At 68.7% G+C, this 14,708-nt stretch carries 14 protein-coding genes; 7 read left to right on the top strand and 7 right to left on the bottom strand.

Features of this window, described 5'->3' with window-relative positions; translation table 11 throughout:
• Nucleotides 1-66 precede the first annotated feature (66 nt).
• From C5708_RS01830 to C5708_RS01800, 7 genes are all read left to right on the top strand, one after another.
• The gene (locus C5708_RS01830; protein ID WP_242917211.1) at nt 67-2,445 is read left to right on the top strand and encodes an oligopeptide:H+ symporter; all 2,379 of its coding nucleotides are present in this window, start codon (nt 67-69) and stop codon (nt 2,443-2,445) included.
• Between the two features lies 1 nt (nt 2,446).
• Nucleotides 2,447-3,211, top strand: a complete 765-nt coding sequence (locus C5708_RS01825) for an amino acid racemase (RefSeq protein ID WP_242917209.1) — start codon at nt 2,447-2,449, stop codon at nt 3,209-3,211.
• 42 nt (nt 3,212-3,253) lie between these two features.
• The gene (locus tag C5708_RS01820; RefSeq protein WP_242917207.1) at nt 3,254-3,856 is read left to right on the top strand and encodes a TetR/AcrR family transcriptional regulator; all 603 of its coding nucleotides are present in this window, start codon (nt 3,254-3,256) and stop codon (nt 3,854-3,856) included.
• Nucleotides 3,857-3,943: 87 nt separating this feature from the next.
• Nucleotides 3,944-5,575 carry an amidohydrolase gene (locus tag C5708_RS01815; protein WP_242917206.1) on the top strand — a complete coding sequence of 544 codons (1,632 nt, stop codon included), beginning with the start codon at nt 3,944-3,946 and terminating at the stop codon, nt 5,573-5,575.
• Nucleotides 5,572-6,675 (top strand): DUF2817 domain-containing protein, encoded by a 1,104-nt coding sequence (locus C5708_RS01810; RefSeq protein ID WP_242917204.1) that lies wholly within the window; start codon nt 5,572-5,574, stop codon nt 6,673-6,675. Before C5708_RS01815 ends, C5708_RS01810 begins: the two co-directional genes overlap by 4 nt.
• Nucleotides 6,672-7,847, top strand: a complete 1,176-nt coding sequence (locus C5708_RS01805; protein WP_242917202.1) for an enolase C-terminal domain-like protein — start codon at nt 6,672-6,674, stop codon at nt 7,845-7,847. Before C5708_RS01810 ends, C5708_RS01805 begins: the two co-directional genes overlap by 4 nt.
• A gap of 316 nt (nt 7,848-8,163) precedes the next feature.
• Nucleotides 8,164-8,754 (top strand): hypothetical protein, encoded by a 591-nt coding sequence (locus tag C5708_RS01800; protein WP_242917200.1) that lies wholly within the window; start codon nt 8,164-8,166, stop codon nt 8,752-8,754.
• 404 nt (nt 8,755-9,158) lie between these two features.
• Here the strand turns inward: C5708_RS01800 and C5708_RS01795 are convergent, their stop codons facing one another.
• The 7 genes from C5708_RS01795 to tmk form a co-directional block, all read right to left on the bottom strand.
• Complete coding sequence (locus tag C5708_RS01795; protein ID WP_242917198.1) at nt 9,159-9,587, bottom strand: hypothetical protein; 429 nt, start codon at nt 9,585-9,587, stop codon at nt 9,159-9,161.
• A 164-nt stretch (nt 9,588-9,751) separates the two neighbouring features.
• Complete coding sequence (locus C5708_RS01790; protein ID WP_242917196.1) at nt 9,752-10,996, bottom strand: beta-ketoacyl-[acyl-carrier-protein] synthase family protein; 1,245 nt, start codon at nt 10,994-10,996, stop codon at nt 9,752-9,754.
• A gap of 8 nt (nt 10,997-11,004) precedes the next feature.
• Complete coding sequence (locus C5708_RS01785) at nt 11,005-11,247, bottom strand: phosphopantetheine-binding protein (RefSeq protein WP_121449744.1); 243 nt, start codon at nt 11,245-11,247, stop codon at nt 11,005-11,007.
• A 175-nt stretch (nt 11,248-11,422) separates the two neighbouring features.
• Nucleotides 11,423-12,235: an MBL fold metallo-hydrolase gene (locus C5708_RS01780; RefSeq protein WP_242917194.1), complete on the bottom strand. Its 813-nt coding sequence runs from the start codon at nt 12,233-12,235 to the stop codon at nt 11,423-11,425.
• Nucleotides 12,232-13,011: a TatD family hydrolase gene (locus C5708_RS01775; protein WP_242917192.1), complete on the bottom strand. Its 780-nt coding sequence runs from the start codon at nt 13,009-13,011 to the stop codon at nt 12,232-12,234. The genes C5708_RS01780 and C5708_RS01775 overlap by 4 nt, the downstream gene beginning before the upstream one ends.
• Before the next feature lie 15 nt (nt 13,012-13,026).
• The gene (locus tag C5708_RS01770; protein ID WP_242917190.1) at nt 13,027-14,034 is read right to left on the bottom strand and encodes a DNA polymerase III subunit delta'; all 1,008 of its coding nucleotides are present in this window, start codon (nt 14,032-14,034) and stop codon (nt 13,027-13,029) included.
• Nucleotides 14,031-14,666 carry a dTMP kinase gene (gene tmk / locus C5708_RS01765; RefSeq protein ID WP_242917188.1) on the bottom strand — a complete coding sequence of 212 codons (636 nt, stop codon included), beginning with the start codon at nt 14,664-14,666 and terminating at the stop codon, nt 14,031-14,033. The genes C5708_RS01770 and tmk overlap by 4 nt, the downstream gene beginning before the upstream one ends.
• Between the last annotated feature and the right edge of the window lie 42 nt (nt 14,667-14,708).

Raw genomic sequence — 14,708 nt, 5'->3', positions numbered from 1 at the left:
GAGGCGGCGGTGGAGGCCTGGCCCCTGAGGTCCTCGCCGCGGACGGGCCCTTGCGGCGGCTCGCAAATGCAGGTCGTCGCCGTCACCTTGCGAGACGGCCCGTTCTCGGGCCGGGGCGAGGCCGCGATCCCGGCCCAGCCAGACGCCGTCGCCACGGTCCTGGCGCAGATCGAGGCCGTGCGAACCGACCTCAAGGGCGGCCTGGACCGGCCCACGCTCAACAGGCTGACGCCGCCGGGCGTCGCGCGCAACGCCCTCGACTGCGCGTTCTGGGACCTGGAGGCCAGGAGATCCGGCAAGCCCGTCTGGCGGCTCGCCGGCCTCCCGCAGCCGGAGCCCCTGGTCAACACCTACGTCCTAGACGTCGACCGGCCCGAGACGATGGCGACCATGGCCCAGGTCCATGCGTCGGCGCGCTCGCTGAGCGTCGTCCTGGGCGGCGATCTTCTCGATGGCGAACGGCTGCGAATGGTCCGGGCCGCGCGACCGGACGTCCTGCTGGGCGTCAGATGGGCCGTCGCGCCCAGGCATGAGGCCCTGCACCGGCAGATGTCCAGCCTGCAGGCGGCCGGCGTGCTCTGGTCCGAACAGCCCGCCTCGGAAGCCCGCGACGCCCCGCCCGGACGACCCGCCCCGTCGACGCCCCTGATCGTGGGACAGGCCGTGCGGGAGGCCGCCGACGTGGCGAAACTGGCGGGCCGGGTGGACGCGGTCATCATCGACCTGGATCTGTGCGGGGGGCTCACCGAGGGCCTGGCGATCCTTTTCGAGGCGCGCCGCCTGGGCCTCAAGGCGAGGGTCGACGGCGCGCGAGGCGACAGCCTGGCCATGGCTCCGGCTTTCATGCTCGGCCAGCTGTGCGACGGCGTTTCCCTGAACGGACCGCTTCTTCTCGCCGCCGACAGGCCGGTCCCGGCCGTCTATCGCGGCGGGACGGTCTGGTGCCCGCCCGAGCTGTGGGGACATCCCGCCCCGGCGACAGACGCCGCCGTCGCCCCTTCGTCGCCCTCGGCAGCGATCCCGCCCGGCGAAGGTTCGCGAGATTTCCAGCTTCAACAAGACGACCCAGGGGAGGGGGCTCGCCCCCCGGAAACGGTTCAAGCCATGGCGAACATCAGCGCGTTGCGGGCCAGGCCCGCCAAGCAAACATCCGACTGGTTCGGGCAACCCAGAGGCCTCACGGTCCTGTTCCTGACGGAGATGTGGGAAAAATTCTCGTTCTACGGAATGAGAACGCTGCTGATCTACTACATGACCAAGCGTCTGCTGATCGGCCAGGAAAACGCCTCGCTCATCTACGGGCTATACACCGCCTTCGTCTACTTCACCCCGGTGCTCGGCGGGGTCATCTCCGATCGCTGGCTGGGGCGACGGGCCTCGGTCATCATCGGCGGCGTGATCATGGCCGCCGGCCATTTCATGATGGCGTTCGAGCCGCTGTTCTATCTGGCCCTGGTGGTCATCACGATCGGCAACGGCCTCTTCCTGCCCAGCCTGCCCAGCCAGATCCGCGATCTGTACAGCCCCGCCGATCCGCGCCGGTCGTCCGCCTACAACGTCTATTATGTGGGGGTGAATCTCGGGGGATTCCTGGCCCCGCTGATCTGCGGCACGCTGGGCGAACTCTACGGCTGGCACTGGGGTTTCGCGGCCGCGGGGATCGGCATGGTCTCCGGCCTGGCGATCTACGTCCTCGGTCGGCGCCATCTGCCGCCTGAACCGGCCCGGACCGGGGGAGCGGCGGCGGCGCGGAGCGCGGGGTCTGGAGCCAGGCGTTTCAACCGGTTCGCGTTGCTTGCCGGCGTCGCCGTCACGGTCATGGTCTTCCGCGGCGCCTACGAGCAGACCGGCAACACCGTGGCCTTGTGGGCCGACGACGGGGTCAATCGCGCCATCGGCCTGGGCGACTGGAGCATTCCGATGACCTGGTTCCAGTCGCTGAACCCGTTGCTCGTGTTCCTGATCACCCCCCTGCTGATCATGCGATGGGCGCGAGCCGCGACGCGTGGTCGCGAGCCGTCGCCGCTGGCGAAGATGGCCATGGGCGCCGGCCTCGTCGGGCTGTCGTTCGTGATGCTCGCGGTCGTGAGTTGGTGCAGCGGGGCGAGGCAGGCCCACTGGCTCTGGCTCGCCGCCTTCTTCCTGGTCCTGACCGTGGGCGAGCTCTACATCCTGCCGGTGGGGCTTGGGCTGTTCGGCCGCCTCGCGCCCAAGGGCATGCAGGCCACGATGATCGCAGCCTGGTTCTTCGCCTGTTTCGCGGGAAACCTGTTCGCCGGCGCGCTCGGGACTCTGTGGAGCCATATCTCCCACGCCCAGTTCTTCCTGCTGATGGCGGTTCCCACGGGACTGACCAGCGCGGTGCTCGTGTTGCTCGATCGGCCGGTCAGGCGGCTGGAGGCCGAGGGACGCGAAGAACAGCAAGCCGAGGCGAGGGCGGCCTGACATGGGGTCGGCCGTCTCCAGAAATCAGGATCGCAGGCGGGGTTCCGGCCTTCTGGGCGTCGTCGGGGGGATGGGCCCGCGGGCCACCACCGATTTCCTCAACAAGCTGCAGGACCTGACGCCCGCCAGCGTCGATCAGGAGCACATCCCGGTCCTGACCTACGTCCTGCCGCAGATTCCGGACAGGGCCGGCGCGATCCTGCATGGAACCGAGTCTCCGTTCGCGGCCATGCGCGACGCGGCGCAGGTTCTTGAAAGCGCCGGCGCGGCGGCCATCGTCGTGCCGTGCAACACCGCCCACTTCTGGTTCGACGCGTTGCAGGCTTCGGTTCGCACGCCGATGATCAGCATGATCGACGCCGTCATCGATCAGGTTCGGAAGGTGGGCGGCGGGGCCGCCGTGGGGCTGATCGGAACCAGCGCCACCATGCAGGCCGACATCTATCACTCGGCCATGGCGGCGGCGGGTCTTGATCTGATCGTTCCGGTCCCAGCCGACCAGGCGCGGGTGGTCGAGGTGATCCAAGCCGTCAAGGCGGGCCGCATCGCATCCGTTCGTCATGCTTTGGACGGGGTGGTCCGGAATCTGGCGGCGCGCGGCGCGCGAACCTGCATCCTGGGCTGTACGGAATTGCCCCTGCTGACCTATGCGCGGTTTGACGGATGCTTTGTGGATTCGACGCTGGCCCTGGCGAGGGCTTGCGTCGAATGGTCGGCCCGATCCCGGACCGCGGCGTTTGGCGATCTCGACTCCAGTTCGATCTGACCGCCGCCTTGCCCGCCCGGGCTGGCCGCCGTAGATCGGCTTATGAGCTCGAAGCAGAAAGCGCGCCCCGGCGCGAAGACCAGCGGGGTCGAGCGCCTTGTCGAGGCCGCGCAGGCGATTCTCGCCGAGGCGGGCGTCGAGGGCGTCAATTCGAACGCCGTGGTGGTGCGGGCGGGCCTGACCCCGCCGACCTTCTATCATTACTTCCCGAACAAGCACGCGCTGCTGCGCGAGCTGGGCGAGCGGATGCTGAGCGCGCAGAGCGCGGCCATCCGCACCGACACCGGCCGCCGCGTGGAGACGGCGGCCGACCTGCGCGACATCTGCCGCGACATGCTGAGCGAGTCGCTGCGGATGAGCCGGGCGTTCACCGGAGGCTTCGAACTGCTCGTGGCCCTGCGCGCCATTCCCGAGCTGCGCGACATCCGCCTGCGCCACCAGGAGCGCATGGCCGTCCTGCTGGTCGACTATTTCGCCGAACAGGGCCTGACCGAGGACCGGGACGCGCTGTCGATCCGCGCCGGGCTGGCCCTGCATCTCGGCTACGCGGCCGTCGAGATGCTGTTCGAGACCGGTTTCGCCAACGAAGCCGTGGTGCTGGACCGGACGGCCGAGGCGCTGGCCGGCGTGCTCGATCTCTTCTGACTTGAACCCGCCATGGACGCCGGTTGACCGGTCCCGATCTCGCATATAGCAATTACTATATTGCGATGTACGGGGAGACGGACGCTCGTGGCTACCTCCTACCTGTTTCACGGCGGTCCGATCCTGACGATGGCGGACGGGGCGCTGCGGGCCGAGGCCGTGCTCACGGCCGGGGACCGCATCGTCTTCGTCGGCGCGCTGGGCGAGGCCCGCGACCGGGCCCGGCGGACGGGCGCGGCGCCGGAGGAGATCGACCTCGACGGCGGCGCGCTCCTGCCGGGCTTCATAGACCCGCACCTGCACCCGCTGCCGATGATGTTCTTCGCGGCCAACGCCGATCTCGAAACCGCGGCTTCGCTGGCGGACGTCCGGAGGAGGCTCGACGCGTTGGCGCCGCGGCTGACCGAGGCCGAGTGGCTCATCGGCGTCCAGTTCGAATCCAAGCGCCTGGCCGGGCCCGAGCGGCTCGACCGCCGGACGCTCGACGCCTGGTTTCCGGAGCGCCCGACGCTGATCTACACGCGCGATGGTCATGCGGTGATCGTCAATTCCGCGACGCTGCGCGCGGCGGGCGTCGCCGAGGACGCGGTCGCGCCGGCCGGCGGCGCGCTCGGCCGTGACGCGGACGGGCGGCTGGACGGCCTGTTCTACGAGGCGGCGACCGGCCTGCCGCTGGCCCACATGCCGGGGCCGGACCCCGCGCGCATGCTCGAAGCGAGCCGGACCTGTTTCGCCGCGCTGGCCGCCGCCGGCGTCACCTCGATCGGGGCCATGATGCAGAGCGACGAGGAGGGGCCCGGCGGCGCTTCCGCGCGGATGGAAAGCCTGGTCGTCCAGGCGGTGCGGGAGCGGATGCCGCAATCCATCTACGCCATCGTCATCGGCAAGACGCTGGACGGCGTGCGCGCGCTGGTGGACTCGCCCCTCAACGATCCGGGAAATCCCACCCGGGCGCGGGCGATCAAGATCTTCGCCGACGGCACGTTCGGCTCGTGCACGGCCTGCATGAGCGAGCCCTACGCCGACAAGACCTGCACGCATGGCTACATGACGCTGCCCGACGACGAGATCTATCGCCGTATGGAGGCGGCGCACATCGCCGGATACCAGATCTGCATCCACGCGATCGGCGACCAGGGCGTCGCCAACTGCGTGCGGCTGTTCGAGCGGCTGCTGGCGGAGCACCCCAGGGACGACCATCGCCACCGGATCGAGCACGCCTCGATCGCCGCCCCCGATCTGATCGCGCGGATCGCGCGGATCGGACTGCAGATCTGCACCCAGCCGTTGTTCATCCGCTCGGAAAAGGACTGGCTGCCGGCGCGGCTGGGGGCCGAGCGGACGCGCCATGTCTATCCGTTCCGGGACTTCTTCGCCGCCGGCATTCCCCTGGCGGGCTCGTCGGACGCGCCGATCGAGCACCCCGACGTGATCGCCGCGATCGACTACGCGGTCAATCGCGGCGGCTTCCATCCCGAGCAGGGCGTGGAGCCGGAGCAGGCGGTGGCGATGTTCACGCGCAACGCCGCCTTCATCCAGTTCGAGGAGGCCGAGAAGGGCGCCCTGGAGGCCGGCAAGGCCGCCGACCTGGTGATCCTCAGCGCCAGTCCCCTGGACGTCCCGGCCGATCGTATCGGCGAGATCAAGGTGCTGCGCACGATGATCGCCGGATCCTTTGTCCAGACCGCTGATGACGCCACGGCGGAACAGGCCGGATGACCATGACCTGCTATTCGGAAGACTACCGCACCGCGCGCACGCGCCTGCTTTCGGCGGCTCAGGCGCTGGGCGGCTGGACGCACGAGGCCATCGCTCATCCGCTGGCCGGCGCCGACGGCGGGCCGCTCTACATGGACGTCCTATGGCGCGGGCCGCAGGACGCGACCCGCGTCCTGACGATCTCCAGCGGAACCCACGGCGTCGAGGGCTTCTGCGGGTCGGCCCTGCAGCTGCAGCTCGTCGAGGACGCGCCGGCTCTCCCGCCCGACATGGCGTTGATGCTGGTCCACGCCGTCAATCCCTACGGCTTCTCGCATCTGCGGCGGGTGAACGAAGACAATGTCGACCTCAACCGCAACTTCGTCGATTTCACCGCCGATACGCCGGAGAACGACGCCTACGCCGCGATCGACGCGCTGCTCAATCCGGCCGAGCTGCCCGACGGCGCGATGGCCGCGATCACCGCCGAGCTGGATCGGATGCGGGCGACGACCGACTATCTGAGCATGCTCAAGGCGGTCTCGGGCGGGCAGTACGCCTTTCCGCGCGGCGTCCAGTACGGCGGCTCGGCCCCGGCCTGGTCGCGACGCACGGTCGAGGCGCTGTGGGCGCGGCGGCTCGCCGACCGCCGCGTCGTGGTCCAGATCGATCTGCACAGCGGGCTCGGCGCCTCCGGCGTCGGGATGTTGATGATGGCGGCGGACGAGGGCGAGCCGCACAAGGCGCTGACCGCCGAATGGTTCGGCCCGATGCTGGTGACGCCGCGGCCGCGCTCGCGCGCCGACACCATCCTAGGCGGCTACATGAACCAGGCCATGGAGACGCAGTTGGCCGGCGTCCGCGTCGCGCCGATGACCCTCGAATACGGCACCGAGCCGAGCGAGGTCGTGCTGGCGGCCATGATCGAAGACAACTGGCTGGTTCATCACGGCGACCCCGCCGGCGAGCGGGGGCGGCGGATCAAGGCGCGGCTGCTGCGCGCCTTCTATCCCGCCGACCCGTCCTGGCGCGCCGCCGTCCTGGCGCGCGGACGCGAGGTGTTCGCCCAGGCCCTGAGCGGCCTCGGCGCGCCCGATCTCGAGGAAAGACTGACCCCATGAGCGCACACGATCCGATCGTCCGCATCGACCTCTATCCGCTGCACGTGCCGTTCCGCGAGGAGGTCCGCGCCGCGCTGCAGGGCGGCAGCGGCAAGGTGGCGATGAGCCTGAACGTCGACGATCACTGGCTGGGCGGCGACTTCCTGATCTGCCGGATGACGACCGAGGGCGGCGTCACGGGGGTAGGGGAGGCCTTCGTCTGGCTGGTGGAGAGCGGCGTTTCGCCGATGCTGATGGCCGACCTCATCCGCGACCATCTCGCGCGTTTCGTCCTGGGCCGGTCGGCCTTCGACATCGAGGCGATCAACGCCAAGTTCGACGACAACGTCGCCCGCAATGAGATGGCCAAGGGCGTGCTCGACCTCGCGCTTCACGAGGTCGCGGCGCGCAGCGTCTCAAGGCCGGTCCACGACCTCTGCGGCGGGCGGCAGATCGACCGGGTTCCGCTGTGCATGGTGCTGCCGCTGGCGCCGGGCCCGGTGGTGTGCGCCCTGGCGAAACAGGGGCTCGAACTCGGGGTTCGCGCCTTCCGCTGCAAGCTCGGCGACGGGATCGTCAAGGACGTGGCGATCATGGCCGCCATGCGCGACCTCGTGGGGCCGGAGGTGGCGCTGCGGGTCGACTTCAACCAGGCCTATGGGCCGAACGAGGCCTTGGCCGTGCTTGACGCGATCGCCCCCTTTCGGGTCGATTTCGCCGAGCAGCCCGTTCGCGCCGACGACTTCGCTGGGATGGCGCGCCTGCAGTCGCGCAGCCGCATTCCGCTGATGGCCCACGAAGGGGCGTTCGGCCTGCGCGATCTCCATACCCTGGCCGAGATGGACGCGGTGCGCACCTTCGGCCTCAACGCGGAGCGGCCGGGCGGCATGAGCCGCGCGCTCAAGGCGATCGACTACGCCGCGGCGCGCGGGCTGGACGTCGTGCTGCACAACCAGCCCTCGGGGATCGGCAGCGCCATCGTCCTGCACATGCACGCCGCCCGCGCGCGCGACATCCGCCACGCCACCGAACTGCAGGGCCACATCATGCTGGAGGACGACCTGATCCGCGAGCGCATCGTCTACGAGGACGGCTTCGCCCACGTGCCCACGGGGCCTGGATGGGGCGTGGAGCTGGATGACGCCGCCGTCGACCGATACCTGACCCATAGGCCGATCAGCATCGCGGCCTAGAAGGCCTTTCGGCTGTCGCTGACACCGAACGTGGACTGTCAGCAACGCGGGGACAGCGAGAATCCCGATGGTCAGTTAGAAATGTCACCAGGGAATTAGGTGAGGGGAGCAGGCGGGCGCGGAGCCCTCCAACAGGCGCGCGAGGCGCGAAGACGACCGCAAACGATAGATTTGACCTCATCCTAAACGTGCCAGATGCTGCGGCAATGGCTAGGCTGGCTCTTGGGTTGTTGCTGCCGTGTGCAGGCTGCAGCGCCGCGCCTCGGCCAAATTAAGTGGCGGTCAGATTTAATTTCTAAGCGGAAGGGAGGCCGGAGTGTCGGATATGGTCCTCGGCTTCATCTGTCTCGCGGCCTTCCTGGTCGCCTGCTACTTTGTGGGAAGCGCCATGCACAGATGGCGAAACCTGCGGAGCGCATCTCTGCTGTCTGCCCTGGCGCCTATGGTGAACGGCGCAGTGGACCGGAGAAACGGATGGCTCGACGGAACCTGTCAAGGCCGCAAGCTTCGCGTTACGGTTGGGGGGGAAGGCGTCAACAACAACAGTGAAAACTGCTACAGCCTCAAGGCCCTGAAGATCGAGATCATGGACCTGCCCGGCCGGGGAAGCTGGGACGTCAGGTTTGAAGCCACCGGGCTCGGGTTCGGTCCCAACAAACTGAAACTCATGGCCGCGCGCGCCCCTGAGCTTGAGGCGCGGCTCAAGGCCAGTTCCATCCTCGAAGAGGTGGGCCGCGTAAGCGCCGCGACGCAAACCTATGTGACCGTGAATTACGGTCACGCCCAGAAGAAACTCACCTATACTGACGACATATCCCCCCGCCATGTCCCGACCAAAGAGCAATTCGCGCGACAGCTCGCCCTCGCAGTCCGTCTCGCGGACCTGAATGAATCGCTCAATACGTGACGCTCTTCCGACTTGAGGCGATGCTCGCGAAGGCGGGGGCCTAGCAGCACGGCGATCGGCCCCGGCTATGTGAACGCTGTGAAAGGCGCAGCGTTCAACTAAGCTTCAGGCCGAGGCCGCCAAGTCAGAGGTTTTTATGAAATCGCTCGCTTTTGATATAATTATTTTATTTTTTCTGATGCTGGCCGCGGGGCTGGCCTACGATCACTTTGCCCCCGCAATAATCGGATTGAAATATAGGCAGTTCTTTCCAATATTTGCTGGAATCTGCGCAGCCGTAATTCGCGGTGCGCAAATCCTCATTCGACATCAATTTCGGAGCTAGTTTTTCCGGGTGCGCCTTTAGGCGCGCGAGGCACGTAGGTCGTTGCCGGGAAGCGACGTTCGGAAATTCGGGTAGGGGGTTAGCGGACCCTATTCGCGCTCTTCAGGGCCTCGGCGAGGGGGCCGGTTTCCGGGACTCGCCTCCACCACCACCCAGGCAGATCGTCAATCCTGAAGAAGTAAGCGAGCACCCCTTCCGTGTCGAGCTTCGTACGGCTTTTGAAGGTTTGATCGGCAGGTTCAATGCAAGCGACGAGCTTAGCTCTAAGCGTTGGTGAACACTTGGCGACGGCGAGTTCTAGTCCATCTCGGGACGTCACATCATTTGTGTAATCGTCTACGATCATCAAGTAGGTATCCACCGTGCGCGATAGTTCGATCCATTCGGTCAACAGCCGTTCAACGGTGATGAAGTCGGCCCAACCGTCAGCGCGCAGGCTAGCCGCCGCGTGGGCCAGCTCTTCTCTTTCAGAGGCGGTGAGGTCGGGTATCATCAACTGGTCAAGCATGGCCGGGCTCTAACGGTAAGCTTCCCACGCATGCTGCGCGCCCGCTAGGTCTCTGCGGTCAGTCCAGGAGGGGGGCGAACCGAAATTGAAGCCGGTGCGCGGCGAGGTCGCGCAAATCGGCGGCGCTCTGAATGTCGCCTAAGGAATATTATCGGAAATATGGGCTAGGCCGTGGTGAAGGCCAGACTGACGTTCAGGCCGCCGAACGCGAAGGCGTTCTGCAGCAGCAGCTTGGTGTCGATGGCGCGGCTTTCCCCGAGCACCAGGTCGATGCCGGCGCAGGCCGGGTCCGGCGTGGTGTAGTTGAGGATCGGCGGCGCCAGGCCTTCATGCAGCGCGACCAGGCCGATGATGGCCTGCAGCGCGGCGGCGCCGCCCAGCAAGTGGCCGTGCGCGCTCTTGGTGGCGATCACGGGATGCGACGCGGCCCGTTCGCCGAAGACCTCGCGGATGGCCTGGCTTTCGGTGAGATCGTTGAGCGGCGTTCCGGTGCCGTGCGCCGAGATCAGCACCGTCTCGGCGTCCAGGGCCCCGGCCTGGGTCATCGCCGCCCGCATGGCCCGCACCGGGCCCGCCAGCGCCGGCTGGGTGATGTGGAACGCGTCGGAGGTCATGCCGACGCCGATCAGCTCGCCCAGGATGGTCGCGCCCCGAGCCCGGGCGTGCTCGAAATCCTCGATGATCATGACGGCGCCGCCCTCGCCCAGGACCATGCCGTCGCGGTCGGCCGAAAACGGCCGGCAGGTGGTCGCCGACAGGGCGTGGATCGCCTCCCAGGAACGCAGCGAGCCGGGCGTGGCGACGGCCTCGCTGCCGCCGACGATCGCCGCCCGGACCTGGCCGCTGGCGATCAGGCCGGCGCCCTGGGCGATGGCGTGCGCCGACGACGCGCAGGCGCTGGAGGTGGCGAACACCGGTCCGTGGATCTGGAAGGCCATGGCCACCGCGCTGGCGGCGGCGCTGATCATCACCTTGGGGATGGTGGCCGGGTGCAGCCGCGGCGACCGCATGCCGTAGAAGCGCTCATAGCCCTTCTCAAGGGTCTCCAGCCCGACCAGCCCGTGGCCGACGACCACGGCGGTCTGCTCGTCCAGCACGGACGCGCCGACCAGGCCGGCCATCTGCAGCGCCTCCAGCGACGCGGCCAGGGCCATGCGGGCGAAGGGGTCGAGAGCGGCCGCCGTCTGCGGTCCGAAGTGGGCGTCGAGACCGGCCTGGTAGCCGTCGACGATCTGGGCGACGGGCGCGTCCTGGCTGGGGGGGCCGTATTCGCCGCCGCCGATGGTGCGGATGGCGATGCCGCCCCGCCCTTCCCGCACCGAAGCCCAGGTTTCAGGCACGGACCGTCCCAGCGCGGACACCGCGCCATAGCCCGTCACCACGATCCGCTTGCCGCCTGGAGAGATCATTTCGTCTTTCAGGACGCCGCCGGCGAGTTGATGCGCGACTTAAGATAGTCCAGCACATCGCCGAGATTCTTGCAGTTTTCCAGGTCCGCCTCTTCGACGCGGACATTGTACTTCTCTTCGACCTCGAACAGGACGCTCATCAGGTCCAGGGACGAGATTCCGATATCGGCGAGGGAAGCTTCGCGGACAAGCGACGCCCGATCGACCAGCGCTTCGCTCGCAAAAATATCCAGCAGTTCGTCGTCGGTCATCCGCAACCTTCCGTACGCAAACGAGGAGGGCCTGCGCCCTGCCCCTTGGTGATGACGCCACCGAATAGCTCACGCCTCAAGGCAATTCTATCGCTCATTGAAGGGGCTGGGCCGGTGTTTCGCTTCTGTGACAACCTGTCGCTTTCAGGTTGCGGGGGCTCTGGAAACCGCCTTTTTAGCCGGGCGACTCCAGGCGCAACCCGTCGAAGGCCGGCTCGACCCCCGGCGGCAGCCGGGCGGCGAGCCGGGCGTAGTCGAGATCGATGTGGAGATTGGTCAGGATGGCGCGACGCGGCCGCACCCGCTCGATCCACTGCAAGGCCTTGTCGACATGCGCGTGGGTCGGATGCGGCGTCTCGCGCAAGGCGTCGACGATCCAGACGTCGACGCCGGCCAGGACCTCGAACGCCGAATCGGGCAGGTCGACGACGTCGCTGGAATAGGCCAGGTCGCCGAAGCGGTAGCCGACCGAGCGCACCCCGCCATGATCCTGGTCGAATCCGATCACCGGAACGGCGCCCGACGGCCCCTCGATGCGCCAGGCCTGGCCGAGCGGCGGAAGGGCGCAGGCGTCGCAGATGGCCGGATAGCCCCCTTCCCCCTCGAAGATGTAGCTGAAGCGCCGGGTGAGCGACTGGTGGGTAGGCGCGTCCATGTAGCAGGGAATCCGCCGCCGCCGCCGTTGGGCGAAGGCGCGCAGGTCGTCGATCCCGTGCGCCTGGTCGGCGTGGTCGTGGGTGAACAGCACCGCGTCGATGCGCCTGGCGCCCGCCTCGGCGGTCTGCAGGCGCAGGTCGGGCGCGGTGTCGACCAGGACCGTGGTCGCCTCCTCCGGGCCGTCCGGCGACAGCCGGCGGACCAGCAGCGAGCATCGGCTGCGCCGGTTGCGCGAATCGGCCGGGTCGCACGCCCCCCAGTCGCCGTCGGCGCGCGGGACGCCGCCGGACGAGCCGCTGCCCAGGATGGTGAACTCCAGCACGCCGCTCATGGCCGGGCGACTCGGTCGAACAGGGCGAAGAACGCGCTCTCCGTCCGGGCCTCGGCCTCGGCGGCGCTCCAGCCGCGAATTTCGGCGAGCTTGGCCAGCACGTGCGGCAGGAACGCCGGTTCGTTGCGTCGGCCGCGCATCGGAACCGGGGCGAGGTAGGGACAGTCTGTCTCGACGATGATCCTGTCGGCCGGCATGTCGCGAATCACCGCCCGGACGTCCTCGGCCGCCTTGAACGAGGCGATGCCGGACACCGAGAACCAGGCCCCCAGCGCCGCCGCGCGGGCGGCCAGCTCCGCCCCGCCGGTATAGCAGTGCAACAGGATCTTGAAGGCGCCGCGGGCGTGCTCCTCCTCCAGGATGTCGGCCATCATCGCGTCGGCGTCGCGGGTGTGGACCACCAGCGGCAGACCGGTGGCGCGGGCCGCGGCGACGTGCTGGCGGAACACCGCTTCCTGCACGGCGATCGGGCTGTGGTTGTAATAGAGATCGAGCCCGGCCTCGCCGATGCCGACCACCTTGGGGCGTTGCGCCAGGGCGATCAGGTTTTCGGCCATAAGGCCCGGATTTTCCTTGGCTTCGTGCGGGTGTGTTCCGACGGTGCACCAGATGTCGTCGTGGGCCATGGCGATCTGGTGCACGGCCTCGAAGGCCGAGACGCGGTCGCAGATGGTGACCATCAGGGCCACGCCCGCCTGGCGCGCCCGCGCGATGACCTCCGCCTGGTCTTCGGCGAACTGCGGCGCGTGCAGGTTGACGTGGCTGTCGATGAGCATGGCGATCCGGGGCGGCTAGAGCCGTGCGGCGGCTTTGAGGTCGGCGATCACGCTCCAGAACGCGTCGGCGCGGTCCAGATTGACCGCGTCGACCTCGGCCGGCAGCGCCGTCAGCCTCTCCCACAGGGCGGCCCAGCGATCAACCGCCACGCCGGCGGACGCGGTGGCGGCGGCCAGGGCGCGCTCGCGAACCTGTTCGGCCAGCCGTTCGAGCACGGTGGCGAACCGTTCGGCGCCCTCCGCCCCTCGGAAGGTGTCGGCGAGGGCCAGCAAGGCCGCCTCGTCCGTCGCCGGCAGGTTCCCCAAAAGGTCGGCGACGGTCTGGTCGACCTCCAGCGCCCCGCGTTGGGCGAGGGCCAGCGCCCTTCCCGGCGCGCCACGCGCCATTTGAGCCAGCCTGGCGGCGCGGTCGGCGTCGAGACCTGTGCGGTCGATCACGAAGGCGGCGGCGCGCTCCTCGCTCCAACTGGCGAAGGTCAGCCGGCGGCAGCGCGAGCGTATGGTGGGCAGCAGCTTTCCCGGCGCGTGGGAGACCAGGAAGATGACGCCGCGTTCGGGCGGCTCCTCAAGAGTCTTCAACACCGCGTTGGCGGCGTTGATGTTCATCTCGTCTACGGAGTCGATAATGGCTACCCGGAACGGCGCCGAGCCGGGCGCCTTGGAGAAGAACTCCGGCATGCGGCGGGCGTCGTCGACGGCGATGAACTTCTTGGTCTTGCCGTCCTCGACCGCGCGCTCCAGCACCAGCAGGTCGGGGTGCGACTGCGAGGCCACCTGCCGGCAGACCGGATCGTTCGGGGCGGCGCCCAGCAAGCCCCGGGCCGGGTCCGGCGCGGCGCCGAGCAGGCGGCGGGCGGCGCGGTAGGCGAAGGTGGCCTTGCCGACGCCTTCGGGGCCGCACAGCAGCCAGGCGTGGTGCAGGCGTCCGCGCGCCTGAGCGTCGAGGAAGGCCTGCTCGGCGCCGGAGCCGTCCTTGTAGTCGAACACGTCGCGGGGATGCGGGGTCTCGGCCGTGGCGGTCATCGCGGCGGGTCCAGCCGCGCGCGCACCGTCTCCCAGACCAGATCGGCGACGTGGTCGGGCGCGGCCGAGGCGTCGAGGACCACGCACCGCTCGGGTTCGGCGGCGGCTATGGCCAGGAAGCCCTCGCGCAGCCTTTGATGGAAAGCCAGGCCCTTGGCCTCGAAACGGGCCTCCCCGCCGCCCCGCGCGGCGGCGCGGGCGAGGCCGGCCTCCACCGGAAGGTCCAGGATCAGGGTGAGATCGGGCCGCGTGGAGCCCAGCACCGAGGTCTCCAACTGGCCGATCAGATCCTGGGGCGCGCCGCCGCCGGCGCCCTGATAGGCGCGGGTGGAGTCATGGAAGCGGTCGCAGACCACCCAGGCGCCGCGCGCCAAGGCTGGACGGATGACCCGTTCGACGTGGTCGGCGCGGGCGGCGTACATCAGCAAGGTCTCGGTCAGGGACGACCAACGTTCCGGCGGACCGTCGACCAGCAGGGCGCGGATGCTTTCCGCCCCGGGCGAGCCGCCCGGCTCGCGGGTTGTCGTCACCTCGGAGACGAGGCTGGCGAGACGTTCGGCCAGCAGCCGGACCTGGGTGGACTTGCCACCCCCTTCCCCGCCCTCGAATGTTATGAACCGACCGCGCGCCACGGGCCTCACATTGGCTGGTTCGCGCGTTCGTGCAAGGTCTGG

The organism is Caulobacter sp. CCUG 60055 (genome assembly GCF_022750545.1).
Classification (GTDB): domain Bacteria; phylum Pseudomonadota; class Alphaproteobacteria; order Caulobacterales; family Caulobacteraceae; genus PUIC01.
This window is presented reverse-complemented; position numbering and strand designations above follow the sequence as displayed.

What these genes read in the sequence shown, in the direction of transcription:
- C5708_RS01830 (WP_242917211.1), top strand. Translation starts at nt 67, where the DNA reads ATGCAGGTCGTCGCCGTCACCTTGCGAGACGGCCCGTTCTCGGGCCGG.
- C5708_RS01825 (WP_242917209.1), top strand. Translation starts at nt 2,447, where the DNA reads ATGGGGTCGGCCGTCTCCAGAAATCAGGATCGCAGGCGGGGTTCCGGC.
- C5708_RS01820 (WP_242917207.1), top strand. Translation starts at nt 3,254, where the DNA reads ATGAGCTCGAAGCAGAAAGCGCGCCCCGGCGCGAAGACCAGCGGGGTC.
- C5708_RS01810 (WP_242917204.1), top strand. Translation starts at nt 5,572, where the DNA reads ATGACCATGACCTGCTATTCGGAAGACTACCGCACCGCGCGCACGCGC.
- C5708_RS01805 (WP_242917202.1), top strand. Translation starts at nt 6,672, where the DNA reads ATGAGCGCACACGATCCGATCGTCCGCATCGACCTCTATCCGCTGCAC.
- C5708_RS01795 (WP_242917198.1), bottom strand. Translation starts at nt 9,587, where the DNA reads ATGCTTGACCAGTTGATGATACCCGACCTCACCGCCTCTGAAAGAGAA.
- C5708_RS01790 (WP_242917196.1), bottom strand. Translation starts at nt 10,996, where the DNA reads ATGATCTCTCCAGGCGGCAAGCGGATCGTGGTGACGGGCTATGGCGCG.
- C5708_RS01785 (WP_121449744.1), bottom strand. Translation starts at nt 11,247, where the DNA reads ATGACCGACGACGAACTGCTGGATATTTTTGCGAGCGAAGCGCTGGTC.
- C5708_RS01780 (WP_242917194.1), bottom strand. Translation starts at nt 12,235, where the DNA reads ATGAGCGGCGTGCTGGAGTTCACCATCCTGGGCAGCGGCTCGTCCGGC.
- C5708_RS01775 (WP_242917192.1), bottom strand. Translation starts at nt 13,011, where the DNA reads ATGCTCATCGACAGCCACGTCAACCTGCACGCGCCGCAGTTCGCCGAA.
- C5708_RS01770 (WP_242917190.1), bottom strand. Translation starts at nt 14,034, where the DNA reads ATGACCGCCACGGCCGAGACCCCGCATCCCCGCGACGTGTTCGACTAC.